The sequence below is a fragment of the Rouxiella silvae genome, assembly GCF_002093625.1.
GTDB classification, from domain to species: domain Bacteria; phylum Pseudomonadota; class Gammaproteobacteria; order Enterobacterales; family Enterobacteriaceae; genus Rouxiella; species Rouxiella silvae.
In genome coordinates this window covers 19,223-33,735 of sequence record NZ_MRWD01000059.1, presented here as the reverse complement: position 1 = coordinate 33,735, position 14,513 = coordinate 19,223, and the positions used below count along the sequence as shown (strand labels likewise).

The following is a 14,513-nucleotide window of genomic DNA, read 5'->3' as shown; positions in this document are numbered from 1 at the left end:
TTTCATCACTCTTAATATTTCACCCATTTACACCGCAATAGATTTTTTTGCCGTCACTGCTGCGTCTCAATAATATTTATCACGGTATAAAAAACCGCGAACGCATTACACGTTCACGGTTTTTTTAACTCAATCACAGCTGCTCTGGATAAATGTTATTTTTCAGCCAGGGCCAACCAAGTCTGTACTACGGTGTCTGGATTAAGAGAAAGACTGTCTATGCCCTCTTCCATCAACCATTGAGCAAAGTCCTGATGGTCTGAAGGTCCCTGACCGCAGATGCCGACGTATTTACCCTGCTTCTTAGCCGCTTTAATCGCCATCGACAGCAGCATTTTTACCGCCTCGTTGCGTTCGTCGAACAATTCAGATACCACGCCAGAGTCGCGGTCAAGACCAAGAGCCAACTGGGTCATGTCGTTAGAACCAATTGAGAAGCCGTCAAAGTGTTCAAGGAACTGATCTGCCAACAGTGCGTTGGAGGGGATTTCGCACATCATGATCACTTTCAGTCCGTTCTCACCGCGCTTAAGCCCCTGATTTGCCAGCTCGGCCACTACCGCCTCAGCCTGCGCCACGGTGCGAACAAACGGGATCATTACTTCAACGTTAGTCAGCCCCATGTCGTTACGCACGCGCTTCATTGCGTCACATTCCAGCGCAAAACAGTCACGGAAGTTCTCGGAAACGTAGCGACCCGCACCACGGAAACCAAGCATCGGGTTCTCTTCATGAGGTTCGTATTTCTCACCACCGACCAGATTAGCGTATTCGTTAGACTTAAAGTCTGACAGTCGCACAATCACTCGTTTTGGCCAGAATGCTGCTCCAAGCGTCGCAATTCCTTCGGTAAGGCGGGCAACGTAGTACTCAACAGGAGAATCGTAGCCCTGAATCAGCTTTTTAATCTCTTCCTGAATAGCCGGTTCCTGTTTATCAAACTCAAGCAGCGCTTTAGGATGCACGCCGATCATGCGGTTAATAATAAACTCCAGGCGTGCCAGTCCGACTCCTTCATTTGGCAAGCAGGCAAAGTCAAAGGCACGGTCAGGGTTACCGATATTCATCATGATTTTAAGCGGTAATTCAGGCAGCTCATTGACTTCTGAACTCTGCACAACGAAGTCCAGTTCGTCCTGATACACATAACCGGTATCGCCTTCTGAGCAAGAGACCGTCACTTTTTGGCCTTCTGTCAGGCGCTCGGTCGCGTCGCCGCACCCTACTACTGCTGGAATACCCAGCTCACGGGCAATAATTGCCGCGTGGCAGGTGCGTCCACCGCGATTGGTGACGATAGCCGACGCCTTTTTCATGATCGGCTCCCAATCGGGGTCGGTCATGTCGGTAACCAGTATATCGCCCGCCTTAACCTGGTGCATTTCGCTGATATTATGAATAATTTTAACCGGACCCGCACCGATACGGTGGCCAATGGCCCGCCCTTCTACCAGCACCTTGCTTTTGCCATTGAGCTGGTAGCGTTCCATCACCTGGCCGTTGGAACGAACAGTTTCAGGACGTGCCTGAACAATGTAAAGCTTGCCGTTATGACCGTCTTTTGCCCACTCGATATCCATCGGGCGACCGTAATGTTTTTCAATCAGTAGTGCCTGACGCGCCAAGTCTTGTATTTCTTGGTCGGTTAGTGAGAAGCGTTGGCTCAGTTCTTCAGGTACGTCTTCAATTTGGACCTGTTTGCCGTGTTCCTGACTGTCGGCGTAAACCATGCGGATCTTTTTCGAGCCCATGGTACGGCGTACTATCGACGGCTTATTTTTTTCTAGCGTCGGTTTATGCACATAGAATTCATCCGGGTTTACTGCGCCCTGTACCACCATTTCGCCTAAACCATAGGCCGAAGTAATAAAGACCACCTGATCAAAACCTGATTCAGTATCAATAGTGAACATCACGCCGGCAGCCGCGAGGTCGGAACGCACCATGCGCTGAACGCCTGCTGAGAGCGCTACGCCGCGGTGGGTATAGCCCTGATGAACGCGATATGAAATGGCCCGGTCGTTAAACAGAGAAGCATAAACGTGTTTCACGGCGATCAACACCGCGTCAAAGCCCTGCACGTTCAGGAAAGTTTCCTGTTGACCGGCAAAGGAAGCATCCGGCATATCTTCGGCGGTAGCGGAAGAACGTACGGCGAAGGACGCGTCCGGTTCACCTTCGGAAAGTTGCTGATAGGCCTCACGAAGATCTTTTTCCATCTCCGGCAGGAATGGCGTTTCAACGATCCACTGTCGTATCTGGGAACCTGCATTGGCCAATTGAGCAATATCATCAACGTCGGTTTGATCGAGCAAGTCATAGATACGCTTGTTCACGCCGCTTTGGTCGAGGAAATCGATAAAAGCCTGAGAGGACGTGGCGAAGCCGTTAGGGACCGAAACGCCTAAATCAGTCAAATTAGTGATCATTTCCCCTAGGGACGCATTTTTGCCCCCTACTTTATCTACGTCGTGCATACCCAACTGGTTGTACCAGATGACATTGCGCAAATCAGCATCGAGATTGGCCATGAAACAATCCTTTCTATTTTTAGGGCTAAAATTAGAGGGTGCGCGTCAAAAGACGAATTCATTAAATGTTGGTTGAGCAATACTCAACATTTTTAGACTAGCATAATGATCCATATCTATAAGACAGGTGAATCGATACAGCAAATCAATATTTTTGGCTTTAAGACTATTCTTCTGCGGCTTTTTACTCAGAAAAGCCAAAAACACGAAATTTTCTTGTAAATCAGCCATCCCGGCTGTCGAATTTGCTTATAAAATAGACATTACCCTCTCTGCTGACGTGCTGCTGAAGTTTGTTTAATCCTCTCGATAAAGCTCGAAAAAACTGAAATGTCATTTCATTATTTGCAAGAGAAATGCGCAAGGTCTCGAAAACATCATCACAATGTTCACTCCCCCTTTTTATTAGGAAAAAAGGCGTTAATAATGGAATGAAGAATTATTAAATTAAATATAACTCAAAAATCTCAGGTTGCAGAAATGAGGGGAAGTCCCCCTGTAGCGTGGGAGATAGAGAGTCGGGAGGCTCATGGATAGATGCGTATTCTATATATCTGACGGTACGGCCATCACTGCCGAGGTGCTTGGCCATGCGGTGCTGTCGCAGTTTCCGGTCAATGCGACCACCTTTTCGCTGCCGTTTGTTGAAAATGAAGGACGTGCTAAAGCGGTGTGCCAGCAGATAAATGATATCTATGAAAAAACTGGCGTCAGGCCACTGGTGTTTTATTCGATTATTTCGACTCAGGTGCGCGACATTATTGCCAGCAGCCAAGGGTTTTGTCAGGACATCGTTCAAGCACTGGTGGCTCCACTGCAAAATGAGTTGGGCGTTGACCCCTCCCCGATTGCCAACCGCACTCACGGCCTGACTGCCAGCAATATCAGTAAGTATGATGCCCGCATTGCCGCAATTGATTACACGCTGGCCCATGATGACGGCATCTCGCTGCGCAATCTCGAACAGGCGCAGGTTATTTTGTTGGGCGTTTCTCGCTGCGGTAAAACCCCCACCAGCCTTTACCTGGCGCTACAGTTTGGGATACGTGCAGCAAACTATCCGTTTACCGCCGATGACATGGACAACATACAGCTTCCCGCTGCGCTGAAGCCCCATCACCACAAACTGTTTGGCCTCACCATCAATCCGGAGCGCCTTTCTGCTATTCGTCAGGAGCGCGTCGAAAATAGCCGTTACGCCTCATTAAGACAGTGCAGAATGGAAGTCTCGGAAGTTGAGGCGCTGTTCAGAAAAAATCAGATTCGATATCTCAACAGTACCAATTATTCGGTGGAAGAGATCTCGGCTAAAATTCTCGACAGTTTTGGCATGAGTCGGCGCATGTTCTAACGCCGCTTTTTCGCGCCTGCCGCCGTGATTACCATCGTGAATGGGTCGAACTCTAACGATTTGTGCCAGATTTACTGATGTAGGTAATATTCCGTGCCAACGGCAGTTGAAATGCGCTGATTTTGCGTTATTGTGACATTCATCACTTCCCGGCACTCCTGCCGTTGAGAAGAAAAAAATTTTAGAGAATCACATGTCACAAACGGATGAACTGCGTACGACGCGCGTCGGCAGCCTAATAACGCCTATGGCACTGGCTGAGAAACTGCCGCTTACACCTTCTGTTGCAACAAACGTTACGGCCGCGCGTGAAAGAATTGAGAAAATCATCAGCGGCGAAGATAAACGTCTGCTGGTCGTTGTCGGCCCATGCTCGATACACGATATTGAAGCGGCGATAGATTACGCGGGCAAACTCAACGTACTGCGTGAAAAATACCAAGACAGTCTTGAGATTGTTATGCGTACCTACTTTGAAAAGCCGCGCACCGTTGTGGGTTGGAAGGGGCTTATTTCCGATCCGGACCTCAACGGCAGCTATCGCGTTAATCACGGCATTGAACTGGCGCGTAAAGTGTTGTTGGCGATCAATGAAATAGGTATGCCGACTGCAACAGAGTTTCTCGACATGGTCATCGGCCAATATTTTGCCGATTTAATCAGCTGGGGCGCTATCGGCGCACGCACCACTGAAAGCCAGATCCACCGTGAAATGGCCTCGGCGCTCTCCTGCCCGGTCGGGTTTAAAAATGGCACCGACGGCAATACGCAAATTGCTATCGATGCCATTCGCGCCGCTCGCGTTAGTCATATGTTCCTGTCTCCAGACAAGAGTGGGCAAATGACGGTCTACCGCACTTCTGGTAACCCTTATGGCCACGTGATTATGCGCGGCGGTAAAACGCCAAACTATCATGCCAAAGACCTCGCTGAGGCCTGTGGCAATCTGGCAGAATTTGACCTCCCGCAGCGTCTGGTGGTGGATTTCAGTCACGGTAACTGTCAGAAGCAGCACCGTCGTCAGCTCGACGTGGCGCAGGATATTTGTCAGCAAATTCGCAACGGCGGTAATGGCATCGCCGGAATTATGGCGGAAAGTTTCCTGATTGAAGGCACGCAGAAAATGGTAAACGGTGAGCCTCTGGTTTATGGTCAATCTATTACCGACCCTTGCCTGAACTGGGACGATACCGAGACGCTGCTCGAGATGCTGGCAGAAGCCACTCGCAGTCGCTTTGAGGCATGATAGATAAAAAGTTTAGGGGGACGTTTTAGCTAATACGCGAATAAAAAGTCCCCCCGACTCTTTTGAGTTAGAGCAAAAAGGTTCATGTTGAGCATGAGCCTTTTCTCTAATGAGTTTCAAAATTACTAATAGCATGGGTAAAACGTATTCCGAAACTGCTAACTTACTTAATATCGCCGCCAGCACGGTGAAATTCCATATGGCAAATATTGTAAAAAAATGGGTGTCAATAATGTGGAACATGCCATTGGTTTAGGTATCGAAATGAACGTCATTACTTGTCCATCAGAAAATACAATCATCATTCATAAAGGTTACAGCACGAAAAAGCTACGTAATCACTCACGCAACTGAGCCCTGTACAAGACTGTCTATTGCAGAGTTTTTTGTATGCAACATGACAGCAATATGAGCAAATGTGTCCCCGCTACTCAGCAAAAATTCTCGATACAGTTAACTTCAGTTTGCATGCTACAAAAACCCTATTCCAAAGCCTAGATAAACCCTCCACACTCACTCATGGATGGCAGTGTTCTCTGCTAAGTTTGTTATCAAATATCGCTTGATGTGATCTTGCATTAACTTGATAATGATTATCAATTTGATAGTAATTCCCATTAACATTAATTTCTGTACGACTATTCACTCGCGAGAAGATGCTCATGACCCAAGTCAGCTATGAAACTTATCTGCAAGCTAAAGAACAGAACCCGGGGAAATACGCCAGGGACTTAGCCGGTATTCTGGGTGTCAGTGAAGCCGAACTGACTGAAGCGCGCGTCTCCTTTGACGCTGTCAGGCTTGACGTAGATGCACGCACATTGCTGGCCGCGCTCGAAAACGTGGGAGGCACAAAATCAATTACTCGCAATGAGTTTGCGGTTCACGAGCAGCAGGGTGAATATAAAAATCAACATCTGAAAGGTCATGCTGGACTAATCCTTAACCCGCGCGCACTCGACTTACGCCTTTTTCTAAGTCAATGGCAGGCCATTTATGCGCTGACTGAAGCCTCACCGAAAGGGCCGCGTCACAGTTTCCAATTCTTTGATGCGCAGGGCCATGCCGTACATAAAGTCTATGCCACCGATGAAACCGACAGTCAAAAATGGGCAGAGCTGGTTGAAACCTATACTACAAAATCACCTCTGCCACTCCGCTTAAAAGCCGCAGAAGTTGTCGTCCCGGTAACTGGAGATACACAGGGTCTGGACGCAGAATGGCGTGAAATGACCGATGTTCATCAGTTCTTCCAACTGCTTCGCCGCCGCAACCTGACTCGTCAGCAGGCCTTCCGCGCAGTCAGCGATGACTTGGCCTATCAGGTAGACAAGGGTTCATTGACGCAAATTCTTCATACCGCCTGCGAACATCAGAACGAGTTGATGATTTTCGTCAGCAATAAAGGCTGCGTGCAGATTTTTACCGGCCAAATTGAAAAAGTCGTGCCGCACAGCGAGTGGATTAATGTGTTCAATGCGCGTTTTACGTTGCACGTAGTTGAATCTGCGATTGCCGAAAGCTGGGTCACACGCAAGCCGACAAAAGACGGTTTTGTCACCAGCCTGGAGCTTTTTGCCGCCGACGGCAGCCAAATTGCCCAGCTGTTTGGTCAACGTACTGAGGGTCATCCCGAACAGAGCGTCTGGCGCGACCAAATTTCCTCACTGCTCGCACGGGGTGTTACCGCATGAATATGGGCTTAAAGCTTGCGCTGATGGGGATATGTCTCGCTGCGCTTGCATCAACGCAGGCAGCAGAACGGATAGTCAGCATCGGCGGCGATGTAACAGAAATCGTTTATGCCCTGGGCGCCGGTGACGAGCTGGTCGCCCGCGACAGCACCAGCACACATCCAGACAAGGCGACCAAGTTACCAGACGTCGGGTATATGCGTCAGCTCAATGCCGAAGGCATTCTTTCGACCAGGCCGACGTTGGTGCTGAGTTCAGACCTGGCTCAACCTTCCCTTGCGCTGCAGCAGGTTTCACAAAGTAATGTGAAGGTCGTTCGTGTGCCAGGCAATCCAACACTCGACACTGTAGTACAAAAAATTGAAGTGGTGGCGACGGCGTTAAATCGACAGGCCGAAGGCGATAAACTGATTGCTGATTATCATAGTCAGTTAAAAGCAGTTAAAGGCACACCGCTGCACGTCAAGGTGCTGTTTATCATGAGTCATGGCGGAATGAGCGCAATGGCCGCGGGGCAAAATACCGCCGCCGACGCGATTATCACCTCCTCTGGCGCGCAAAACGCGATGCAGGGTTTTAGCCGCTACCGCCCACTTTCTCAGGAAGGCATTGTGGCAGCCGCACCCGACCTGCTGCTGTTGACCCCCGATGGGGTTAAAACATTGGGCGGAATCGACAACGTATGGAAACTCCCTGGTATGGCGTTAACGCCAGCGGGAAGGAACAAACGTGTATTGGTGGTTGATGACATGGCACTGCTGGGTTTTGGTCTTGAAACACCGGCGGTACTGGCAAGTCTTCGCCAGGCGGCGGAACAGGTAAAATGAGCAGTATCAGCACGCCGCTGCGCCAGCGGGTTGCCAGTCAGCTATGGATTTTACTCGGGCTGGGGCTATTGCTAATCATTTTAGCGGTGATGGCGGCCAACAGCGGTGCCCTCGCCCTTTCGATTCCAACGCTGTTGCACCGCCCGTTTGACAATGAGCTGTGGCAAATCTGGGTCACTATTCGCCTGCCCCGCGTGCTGCTGGCGATGGTAGTGGGATGTGGATTGGCCTGCTCGGGCACCGTGATGCAGGGGGTTTTTCGCAACCCGCTGGCGGACCCTGGACTGCTGGGAATAAGCAGCGGCGCAGCGCTTTTTGTGGCGCTGATGATTGTTTTTCCTCTGCCGCTGTTACCGGTGATGGCGCTGTATAGCCAAATGCTGGGGGCTTTCTGCGGCAGTCTAGTTATCTCATTTATCGTCTTCATGCTCAGCCGGATGGGTCAAAACGGACTGTCAAGGCTGCTGCTGGCCGGTATAGCCATCAATGCCATTTGTGGCGCGGCCGTTGGCGTGCTCACCTATATCAGCAACGACAGCCAACTGCGTCAGTTTTCACTGTGGAGTATGGGCACGCTGGGTCAGGCACAGTGGTCTACGTTAACTGTTGCTACGTCGGTGATCATTCCCGCCAGTGTCGCCACCCAATTTTTGGCCCGCAAACTGAATTTGCTGCAGCTTGGCGATGAGGATGCACACTATCTTGGCGTAAATGTACGGCAGACTCAGCGCATTTTGCTGCTGCTGAGCGCACTCCTGGTCGGCGCCTGCGTATCCGTTTGCGGCATTATCGGCTTCATTGGCTTAGTCATTCCTCATCTGCTGCGGATGCAAGTCGGTGCCGATCATCGCTGGTTACTGCCTGGCTCTGCGCTTGGCGGCGCTTGTCTGCTGCTATTGGCTGACACCTTGGCACGCACGATAGTCGCCCCGGCTGAAATGCCGGTTGGCCTGCTCACCGCCCTGCTGGGTGGCCCCTACTTTCTGTGGCTGATATTACGGGCCGGAGGGCAACGCCGTGACTGATACGACTTCAGATAATCCTGACGTTCAAGCCATAAACCTTCTCGAGGCCAGCCATCTGTCTTATAAGGCGGATAATCGTAGGCTTATCAAAGATATTTCGCTGCAATTGACCAGCGGGGAGCTGGTGGCGCTGATTGGTCCCAATGGCGCAGGAAAGTCCACCCTGCTGCGACTATTAACCGGGTATCTTACGCCAGAGTCTGGCGACTGCACGCTGCAAGGTCGTCCACTTGCGCGCTGGAACCCGCTGGAGCTGGCACGCACCCGCGCGGTTATGCGTCAAAACAGTGAGCTGGCGTTTGGCTATAGCGTACGGCAAATTGTGAGCCTTGGGCGTTCGCCACACAATAATGCTCAGTTGCAGATGGCTTTGCAGCAGGTGCTTGAACAGACAGACTGCCTTTCACTGGCCGACAGAGATTATCGGCAACTTTCAGGCGGGGAGCAGCAGCGTGTACAGCTTGCGCGTGTGCTTATTCAACTGTGGAGCACCAACCCTTCACCACGCTGGCTATTTCTAGACGAACCCACCTCGGCGCTGGACCTTTACCACCAGCAGCATAGTCTGCGTTTATTGCATCGCTTAACCCGCCAGTCGCCGCTGGCCGTTTGCTGCGTATTGCATGATTTGAACCTGGCTGCGCTTTATGCCGATCGGATCCTGCTGTTGCATCAGGGAGAGTTGGTGGCGGCGGGTTCGCCAAAAGAGGTATTGCAAACTGACGTATTACAGCGCTGGTATCGTGCTGATCTTGGGGTGGTAAATCACCCAGAGAGCCCCGTTCCCCAAGTGTTTTTACGCCACTGACTCAGAGTAATATCAGGAAATAATCAGATAAAAATCAGCTTCACACCCTGAATCTTGCGAATCTGGGCGTGTTTTGGACTTAGCTTGAGCAAGAAACTTCGAGATGTTTACCCCAGTCAGGCGGCAAAGCGGCCTGTTTATCAAAACGCGGATCGTCGCTGTAGGGCTGTTGTAACGCATTATGCAGCGCCGTAAGCTGAGTAATGTTATCAACTTCTGCGCCTTCAATGGCTTCCTGCGCCAGATAATTGCGCAGGATTACGCGTGGATTAACCTGTTTCATCGCCTGCTGCCGCTCGCTGTCGCCTTTATCGTCAAGCAACAAACGTTGACGATAAGCCTGATACCAAGAGTCAAACGCATCGCGGTCAATAAATTCATCACGCAAACGTGAGCCCGCATCGGCCTGTTCAACCTCGCTCAGCAGACGGAAGGTCTGGGTATGATCGCGCCCCTCTTTGGCCATCAGGCTCAATAAATCGGTCAGGAGAGCGTTATCTTGTTTATTTTCGCTAAAGAATCCCAGTTTGGCACGCATCAGTTTGCCATACTCGGCCATCAGCGTCGGTTCGTAGGCGGCAATGGCCGTTTGCAAGTGTTCAGTCGACATCAGCCCAGATAACGCCTGCGCCAGCCGATGTAAATTCCAGTAAGCTACCGCAGGTTGGTTATCAAAACTATAACGACCCTGGCTGTCGGTGTGATTACAGATAAAGTCCGGCTTATAGTCGTCGAGGAAACCATAAGGCCCAAAGTCGAGGGTCAGGCCGAGAATCGACATATTGTCGGTATTCATCACGCCGTGAGCAAAACCGACGCTCTGCCATTTAGCGACCAGGCTTGCCGTGCGCGCCACCACGTCGGTGAACCACAGCAGGTAACGGTCTTTCTCCGCAGCCAGCGTTGGCCAAAAATGTTCAATCGCATAATCAGCCAGCATGGCGACCTGTTCAGGCTGTTTGCGGTAATAAAAATGCTCAAAGTGCCCAAAACGGATGTGGCTCGGCGCTATGCGAATGAGCATTGCACCTCGTTCTGCCTGCTCGCGATAAATCGGCTCTTCGCTGGTGACAATCGTTAACGCGCGGGTGGTAGGAATACTGAGATGATGTAACGCCTCAGAGGCAAGAAACTCGCGCACGACCGAACGCAAAACGGCACGCCCGTCGCCCATGCGTGAATAAGGGGTCAACCCCGCGCCTTTTAGGTGCCAGTCGAGATACCGCCCGTCGGACAATTTTTGTTCGCCGAGCAGCAGGCCGCGCCCATCGCCGAGCTGACCTGCCCATTGACCAAACTGATGACCGCTGTAAACCTGAGCCAAAGGTTTCATGCCTGGAAACAGCTTTTCACCGCTCCAATAGGCAGAGTTTTCACTGTTGAACAACGATGCGTCCAGCCCCAACTCTTCCGCCAACGGTACACTGTGATACAGCAGTTTTGCGCCCTTGAGCGGCGTAGGTTGCAATTCAGTATAAAAACCGGGTAATTGGTCGAAATAGTGGTGTTCGAATTGCGGCATAAGCCCTCTTTAAACCATCCAACTGCGCATCAGTACCTGGCACTGCTCGCGGACGTTACGTTTGATTAATGCCATTTTATCATCGGGAAAATGACTGTCATCCTGAGCGCTTAACGCTGGATGCTTCACGGTATAAAACGTCGTGGCAAGGCCAAACAGCGAAAGCACTCTGATCTGCGTCTGCTCATCGTCGATCGAACTGCCGGATATGCGCGAAACCAGCGTGACACCGGCAAGATGGATGTGGCAGAGAAGTTTTTCATTGAACAGACTTGCTGCCCTTTCCGGCCCCTGTCCCATTTTGATTCGCACGTGAAAAAGACGCCGCTGATGCACGGCCTTATTGTTTAACACGCGCTCCAGCACGGTCTCCAACATCTTGCAAAACATCTCAATGCAGGTTTCAGCATCTGGATTTTTCAACAACTCAATGCGCTTGAGGAGAGGGGCAAACCAGTCATAACTCTCCTGCGCCAAAAAGTCCACACAGGTGACGTATAGCCCTTCTTTATTCTCGAAATAATATTGCAGTGCGGGAGTGTTCACACCTGCCAGTTTTGCAATCGCCCGTGTCGAGGCGCCTTCAAAGCCTAATTCTCCAAACAGAATTATTGCGCTGTCAATGATACGTTGCCGGGTTTCATCACCGCGGGCATAGCCACCAGAGGGAGGATGGCGAAGCTGTTTAGGGAGGCTGTCATCATTCATTAATCAGTTCCTGTAGCAAAACATGCGAATTATAACAGTCAATTTGTATAATAAAAGTATATCACTTGACATAATTGTCCCATTTGGAATATTTATCTCAAGCGTAATAAATTCACTTAAAAGGTTCTCTCTGTGTTACTAGCCTCGATGACAACGTCCTCAGAAGCCTCACCCGCAGTTAACGTAAAGCCACAAACCAATAAAAAACGCCGTATTATTTTCCGTGTTGTCGCGGTGGCAGTGCTGATTGCACTGATGGCCTTCTTGTACTGGTTTTTTATCGCTCGTTATAGCGAATCAACCGATGATGCCTACTTGCAGGCCGACAGTGTGACACTGGCGCCAAAGGTTTCGGGCTATGTGTCAAAAGTTTTGGTTAAAGATAACCAATGGGTTAAAGCCGGTCAGCCGGTGGTTCAGCTCGAAGACGACCAATATCAAGCCAGACTGAATCAGGCTTCAGCCAATATTATGGCCGATCGCGCGGCTATCGATCAGGCCACTGCCGAGATTAACCGACAGAATGCACAGATAGAACAGGCTCAGGCGCAGCAGCGTTCTGCACAGGTTCAACTTAACTATTCAAATCGTGAATATCAGCGCTATCTTCCTCTGGCCGCCAGCGGTGCTGAAAATCAGGAAAAACTGGCCGAGCTGCGCCGCAGCCGCGACCAGGCGCAGGCAGACTATGATGCCAACGTCGCCGCCGTAAAATCGGCTTCGGCGCAAATTCAGTCGATGCATGCGCAGATAGAACAGGCCAAAGCCCAGCTCGCATCCGCAGAGGCCAACCGTGCTCAGTCCGATATCGATTATCGTGGCACCGTCATTTATAGCCCGCAGGATGGCCGGGTTGGCGATCGTGCCGTGCGCGTTGGACAATACGTGCAGCCTGGTACGCGCCTGCTAACCGTCGTACCAGAGAACGATCTTTATCTGGTCGCCAATTTTAAAGAGACTCAGCTGACGCACATGTTGCCTGGCCAAGCGGCAACGCTGCACGTCGACGCGTTCCCCGGCCACGATTTTAGCGGCGTAGTCGACAGTTTCGCTCCAGGAACCGGCTCGTTGTTTGCCCTGCTGCCGCCGGATAATGCCACCGGGAACTTCACTAAAATCGTTCAGCGCGTGCCAGTACGTATTCGCATTACTGATACAAACGACGCAGTAAAACGCCTGCTAGCGGGGATGTCTGTCACGGTGGATGTCAACACTCACCCTAATCAGCATCAGGCGCAGCCATGAGCAGCATCCCGCTTGAGCAAACTCAGCCCTCCGCCTCGGTCACCGACTGGATAGCCGTCTTTGCCGGTGCGCTGGGTGCATTAATGGCGACGCTGGATATTTCGATTACTAACTCGGCCCTGCCACAAATTCAGGGCGAGATTGGTGCAACGGGCACTGAAGGCACGTGGATCTCCACCGGCTATCTGCTGTCAGAAATCGTCATGATCCCTCTGGCTGCCTGGCTCAGCCGCCTGCTCGGCCTGCGCAACTTCTTGCTTTGGTGCGCACTGTTGTTTATCGCTTTCTCGGTGATGTGCGGCGTCTCAAGCAGTCTGACGCAGATGATTATTGGTCGCGTTGGTCAGGGTTTTGCCGGTGGAGCCATGATCCCCACGGCACAGATGATCATACGTACCCGGCTACCGCGCAGGCAGTTGCCGCTGGGGATGTCAATTTTTGGGGTTATTGTGATCCTCGGGCCGGTAATGGGGCCAGTGCTCGGCGGCTGGTTGACCGAAAACGTCAGTTGGAACTGGTGTTTCTTCCTGAATCTTCCGGTGGGGATCGGCCTGATCGCCCTGTTATTAAGTGGATTACCCAAGGAAAAACCGCACTGGGAAGGCTTCATGGAGGCTGACTGGCTGGGCATTATCGGGCTCAGCGTCGGGCTTAGTTGCCTTACCGTGGTACTTGAGGAGGGTCAGCGCGACAACTGGTTTGATTCCACATTGATTATCTGGCTTACAGTGGCGATGGTGGCCGGTTTTATCCTGCTCAGTATCTCGCAGTTCACTGCCAAAAAACCGGTTATTCGCCTCTCTTTACTGCGCAATCCACGCTTTGTTAGCGTGCTGGTTATCATATTCGTGCTCGGCATGGGGCTGTACTGCGTGCTTTATCTGCTGCCACAGTTTCTGAGCGGGATTGTGGGATACAACGCGCAGCAGTCGGGGATGGTATTGCTAGTGTCCGGCATTCCTAGCCTGATGCTAATGCCAGTGTTGCCGCGCATGCTGCGCAGCGTTGACACAAGACTACTGGTCATTACCGGCATTGGTTTCTTTGCACTGAGTTGTTTTCTTGATATTTCGATGACGACCCAAAGTACCGGCGATGATTTTTTCTGGTCGCAGCTGCTGCGAGGTGCCGGACAAATCATGGCGATGATGCCGCTCAATCAGGCCTCGATGGCGGCGGTAAATGACGATGAAGTTGCCGATGCCGCCGGACTGTACAACATGATGCGTAACCTCGGCGGCTCGGTGGGACTGGCGCTGTTGGGCATCTTTATCGACCGACAGAGAAAGCTACATGATGACATTATTCGCGAGTCGGTGACCGCTAACTCGCCGCTGGCCGAAAGCCGAATATCGGCCAGTACGAGTCAGTTTTTTAGCCATAGTGGCGACATGGTACATGCAAAAATGCAGGCGATGGGGCAGCTGGCCAACGAAATTTCCCAGCAGGCGCTGGTAATGACCTATTCCGAATCGTTTTTCGTACTGGGCGTGGCTCTGGTGTGCTGTATTCCACTGGCGCTGTTGTTGCGCACCCCACGTTTAACTCATAAGTGA

The 14,513-nt window shown here is 51.3% G+C and carries 11 protein-coding genes and 1 pseudogene; 9 read left to right on the top strand and 3 right to left on the bottom strand.

The annotated features are described in order from the left end of the window. Window positions 1-155 precede the first annotated feature (155 nt). Window positions 156-2,531, bottom strand: a complete 2,376-nt coding sequence (gene ppsA, locus BS639_RS20210; RefSeq protein ID WP_055770193.1) for a phosphoenolpyruvate synthase — start codon at window positions 2,529-2,531, stop codon at window positions 156-158. 529 nt (window positions 2,532-3,060) lie between these two features. Here ppsA and ppsR point away from each other — a divergent pair. The 7 genes and pseudogenes from ppsR (at window position 3,061) to BS639_RS20175 (ending at window position 9,482) form a co-directional block, all read left to right on the top strand. Further along, window positions 3,061-3,882 (top strand): posphoenolpyruvate synthetase regulatory kinase/phosphorylase PpsR, encoded by an 822-nt coding sequence (gene ppsR, locus BS639_RS20200; protein ID WP_055770190.1) that lies wholly within the window; start codon window positions 3,061-3,063, stop codon window positions 3,880-3,882. A 193-nt stretch (window positions 3,883-4,075) separates the two neighbouring features. Next, window positions 4,076-5,128: a 3-deoxy-7-phosphoheptulonate synthase gene (locus BS639_RS20195; protein WP_055770187.1), complete on the top strand. Its 1,053-nt coding sequence runs from the start codon at window positions 4,076-4,078 to the stop codon at window positions 5,126-5,128. A gap of 130 nt (window positions 5,129-5,258) precedes the next feature. Beyond that, window positions 5,259-5,482 (top strand): annotated as a pseudogene (locus BS639_RS24785) (helix-turn-helix transcriptional regulator); the annotation flags it as partial. Window positions 5,483-5,790: 308 nt separating this feature from the next. Beyond that, window positions 5,791-6,822: a hemin-degrading factor gene (locus BS639_RS20190; RefSeq protein ID WP_084984143.1), complete on the top strand. Its 1,032-nt coding sequence runs from the start codon at window positions 5,791-5,793 to the stop codon at window positions 6,820-6,822. Continuing rightward, window positions 6,819-7,649 (top strand): heme/hemin ABC transporter substrate-binding protein, encoded by an 831-nt coding sequence (locus tag BS639_RS20185; RefSeq protein ID WP_084984142.1) that lies wholly within the window; start codon window positions 6,819-6,821, stop codon window positions 7,647-7,649. Before BS639_RS20190 ends, BS639_RS20185 begins: the two co-directional genes overlap by 4 nt. Then, complete coding sequence (locus BS639_RS20180) at window positions 7,646-8,674, top strand: FecCD family ABC transporter permease (RefSeq protein WP_084984141.1); 1,029 nt, start codon at window positions 7,646-7,648, stop codon at window positions 8,672-8,674. The genes BS639_RS20185 and BS639_RS20180 overlap by 4 nt, the downstream gene beginning before the upstream one ends. Then, a complete protein-coding gene (locus BS639_RS20175) occupies window positions 8,667-9,482 on the top strand; it encodes a heme ABC transporter ATP-binding protein (RefSeq protein ID WP_139804154.1) in 816 nt (271 codons plus the stop codon). Before BS639_RS20180 ends, BS639_RS20175 begins: the two co-directional genes overlap by 8 nt. A 79-nt stretch (window positions 9,483-9,561) precedes the next feature. On the opposite strand, the gene BS639_RS20170 is transcribed toward BS639_RS20175, so the two are convergent. Continuing rightward, window positions 9,562-11,004 carry a protein adenylyltransferase SelO gene (locus BS639_RS20170; RefSeq protein WP_055770175.1) on the bottom strand — a complete coding sequence of 481 codons (1,443 nt, stop codon included), beginning with the start codon at window positions 11,002-11,004 and terminating at the stop codon, window positions 9,562-9,564. A gap of 9 nt (window positions 11,005-11,013) precedes the next feature. Continuing rightward, entirely contained in the window at window positions 11,014-11,712 is a 699-nt protein-coding gene (locus BS639_RS20165; protein WP_055770172.1) for a CerR family C-terminal domain-containing protein, read from the bottom strand. A 132-nt stretch (window positions 11,713-11,844) separates the two neighbouring features. On the opposite strand from BS639_RS20165, the gene BS639_RS20160 reads away from it, so the two are divergent. Both BS639_RS20160 and BS639_RS20155 read left to right on the top strand, forming a co-directional pair. Beyond that, window positions 11,845-12,957, top strand: coding sequence for an HlyD family secretion protein (locus tag BS639_RS20160; RefSeq protein WP_233427723.1), 1,113 nt, complete (start codon window positions 11,845-11,847; stop codon window positions 12,955-12,957). Further along, entirely contained in the window at window positions 12,954-14,513 is a 1,560-nt protein-coding gene (locus BS639_RS20155) for a DHA2 family efflux MFS transporter permease subunit (RefSeq protein ID WP_055770166.1), read from the top strand. The genes BS639_RS20160 and BS639_RS20155 overlap by 4 nt, the downstream gene beginning before the upstream one ends.

Bases quoted from the DNA above. Each gene is read 5' to 3' on its own strand.
- ppsA (WP_055770193.1), bottom strand. From the start codon at position 2,531: ATGGCCAATCTCGATGCTGATTTGCGCAATGTCATCTGGTACAACCAG.
- ppsR (WP_055770190.1), top strand. From the start codon at position 3,061: ATGGATAGATGCGTATTCTATATATCTGACGGTACGGCCATCACTGCC.
- BS639_RS20195 (WP_055770187.1), top strand. From the start codon at position 4,076: ATGTCACAAACGGATGAACTGCGTACGACGCGCGTCGGCAGCCTAATA.
- BS639_RS20190 (WP_084984143.1), top strand. From the start codon at position 5,791: ATGACCCAAGTCAGCTATGAAACTTATCTGCAAGCTAAAGAACAGAAC.
- BS639_RS20185 (WP_084984142.1), top strand. From the start codon at position 6,819: ATGAATATGGGCTTAAAGCTTGCGCTGATGGGGATATGTCTCGCTGCG.
- BS639_RS20180 (WP_084984141.1), top strand. From the start codon at position 7,646: ATGAGCAGTATCAGCACGCCGCTGCGCCAGCGGGTTGCCAGTCAGCTA.
- BS639_RS20170 (WP_055770175.1), bottom strand. From the start codon at position 11,004: ATGCCGCAATTCGAACACCACTATTTCGACCAATTACCCGGTTTTTAT.
- BS639_RS20165 (WP_055770172.1), bottom strand. From the start codon at position 11,712: ATGAATGATGACAGCCTCCCTAAACAGCTTCGCCATCCTCCCTCTGGT.
- BS639_RS20155 (WP_055770166.1), top strand. From the start codon at position 12,954: ATGAGCAGCATCCCGCTTGAGCAAACTCAGCCCTCCGCCTCGGTCACC.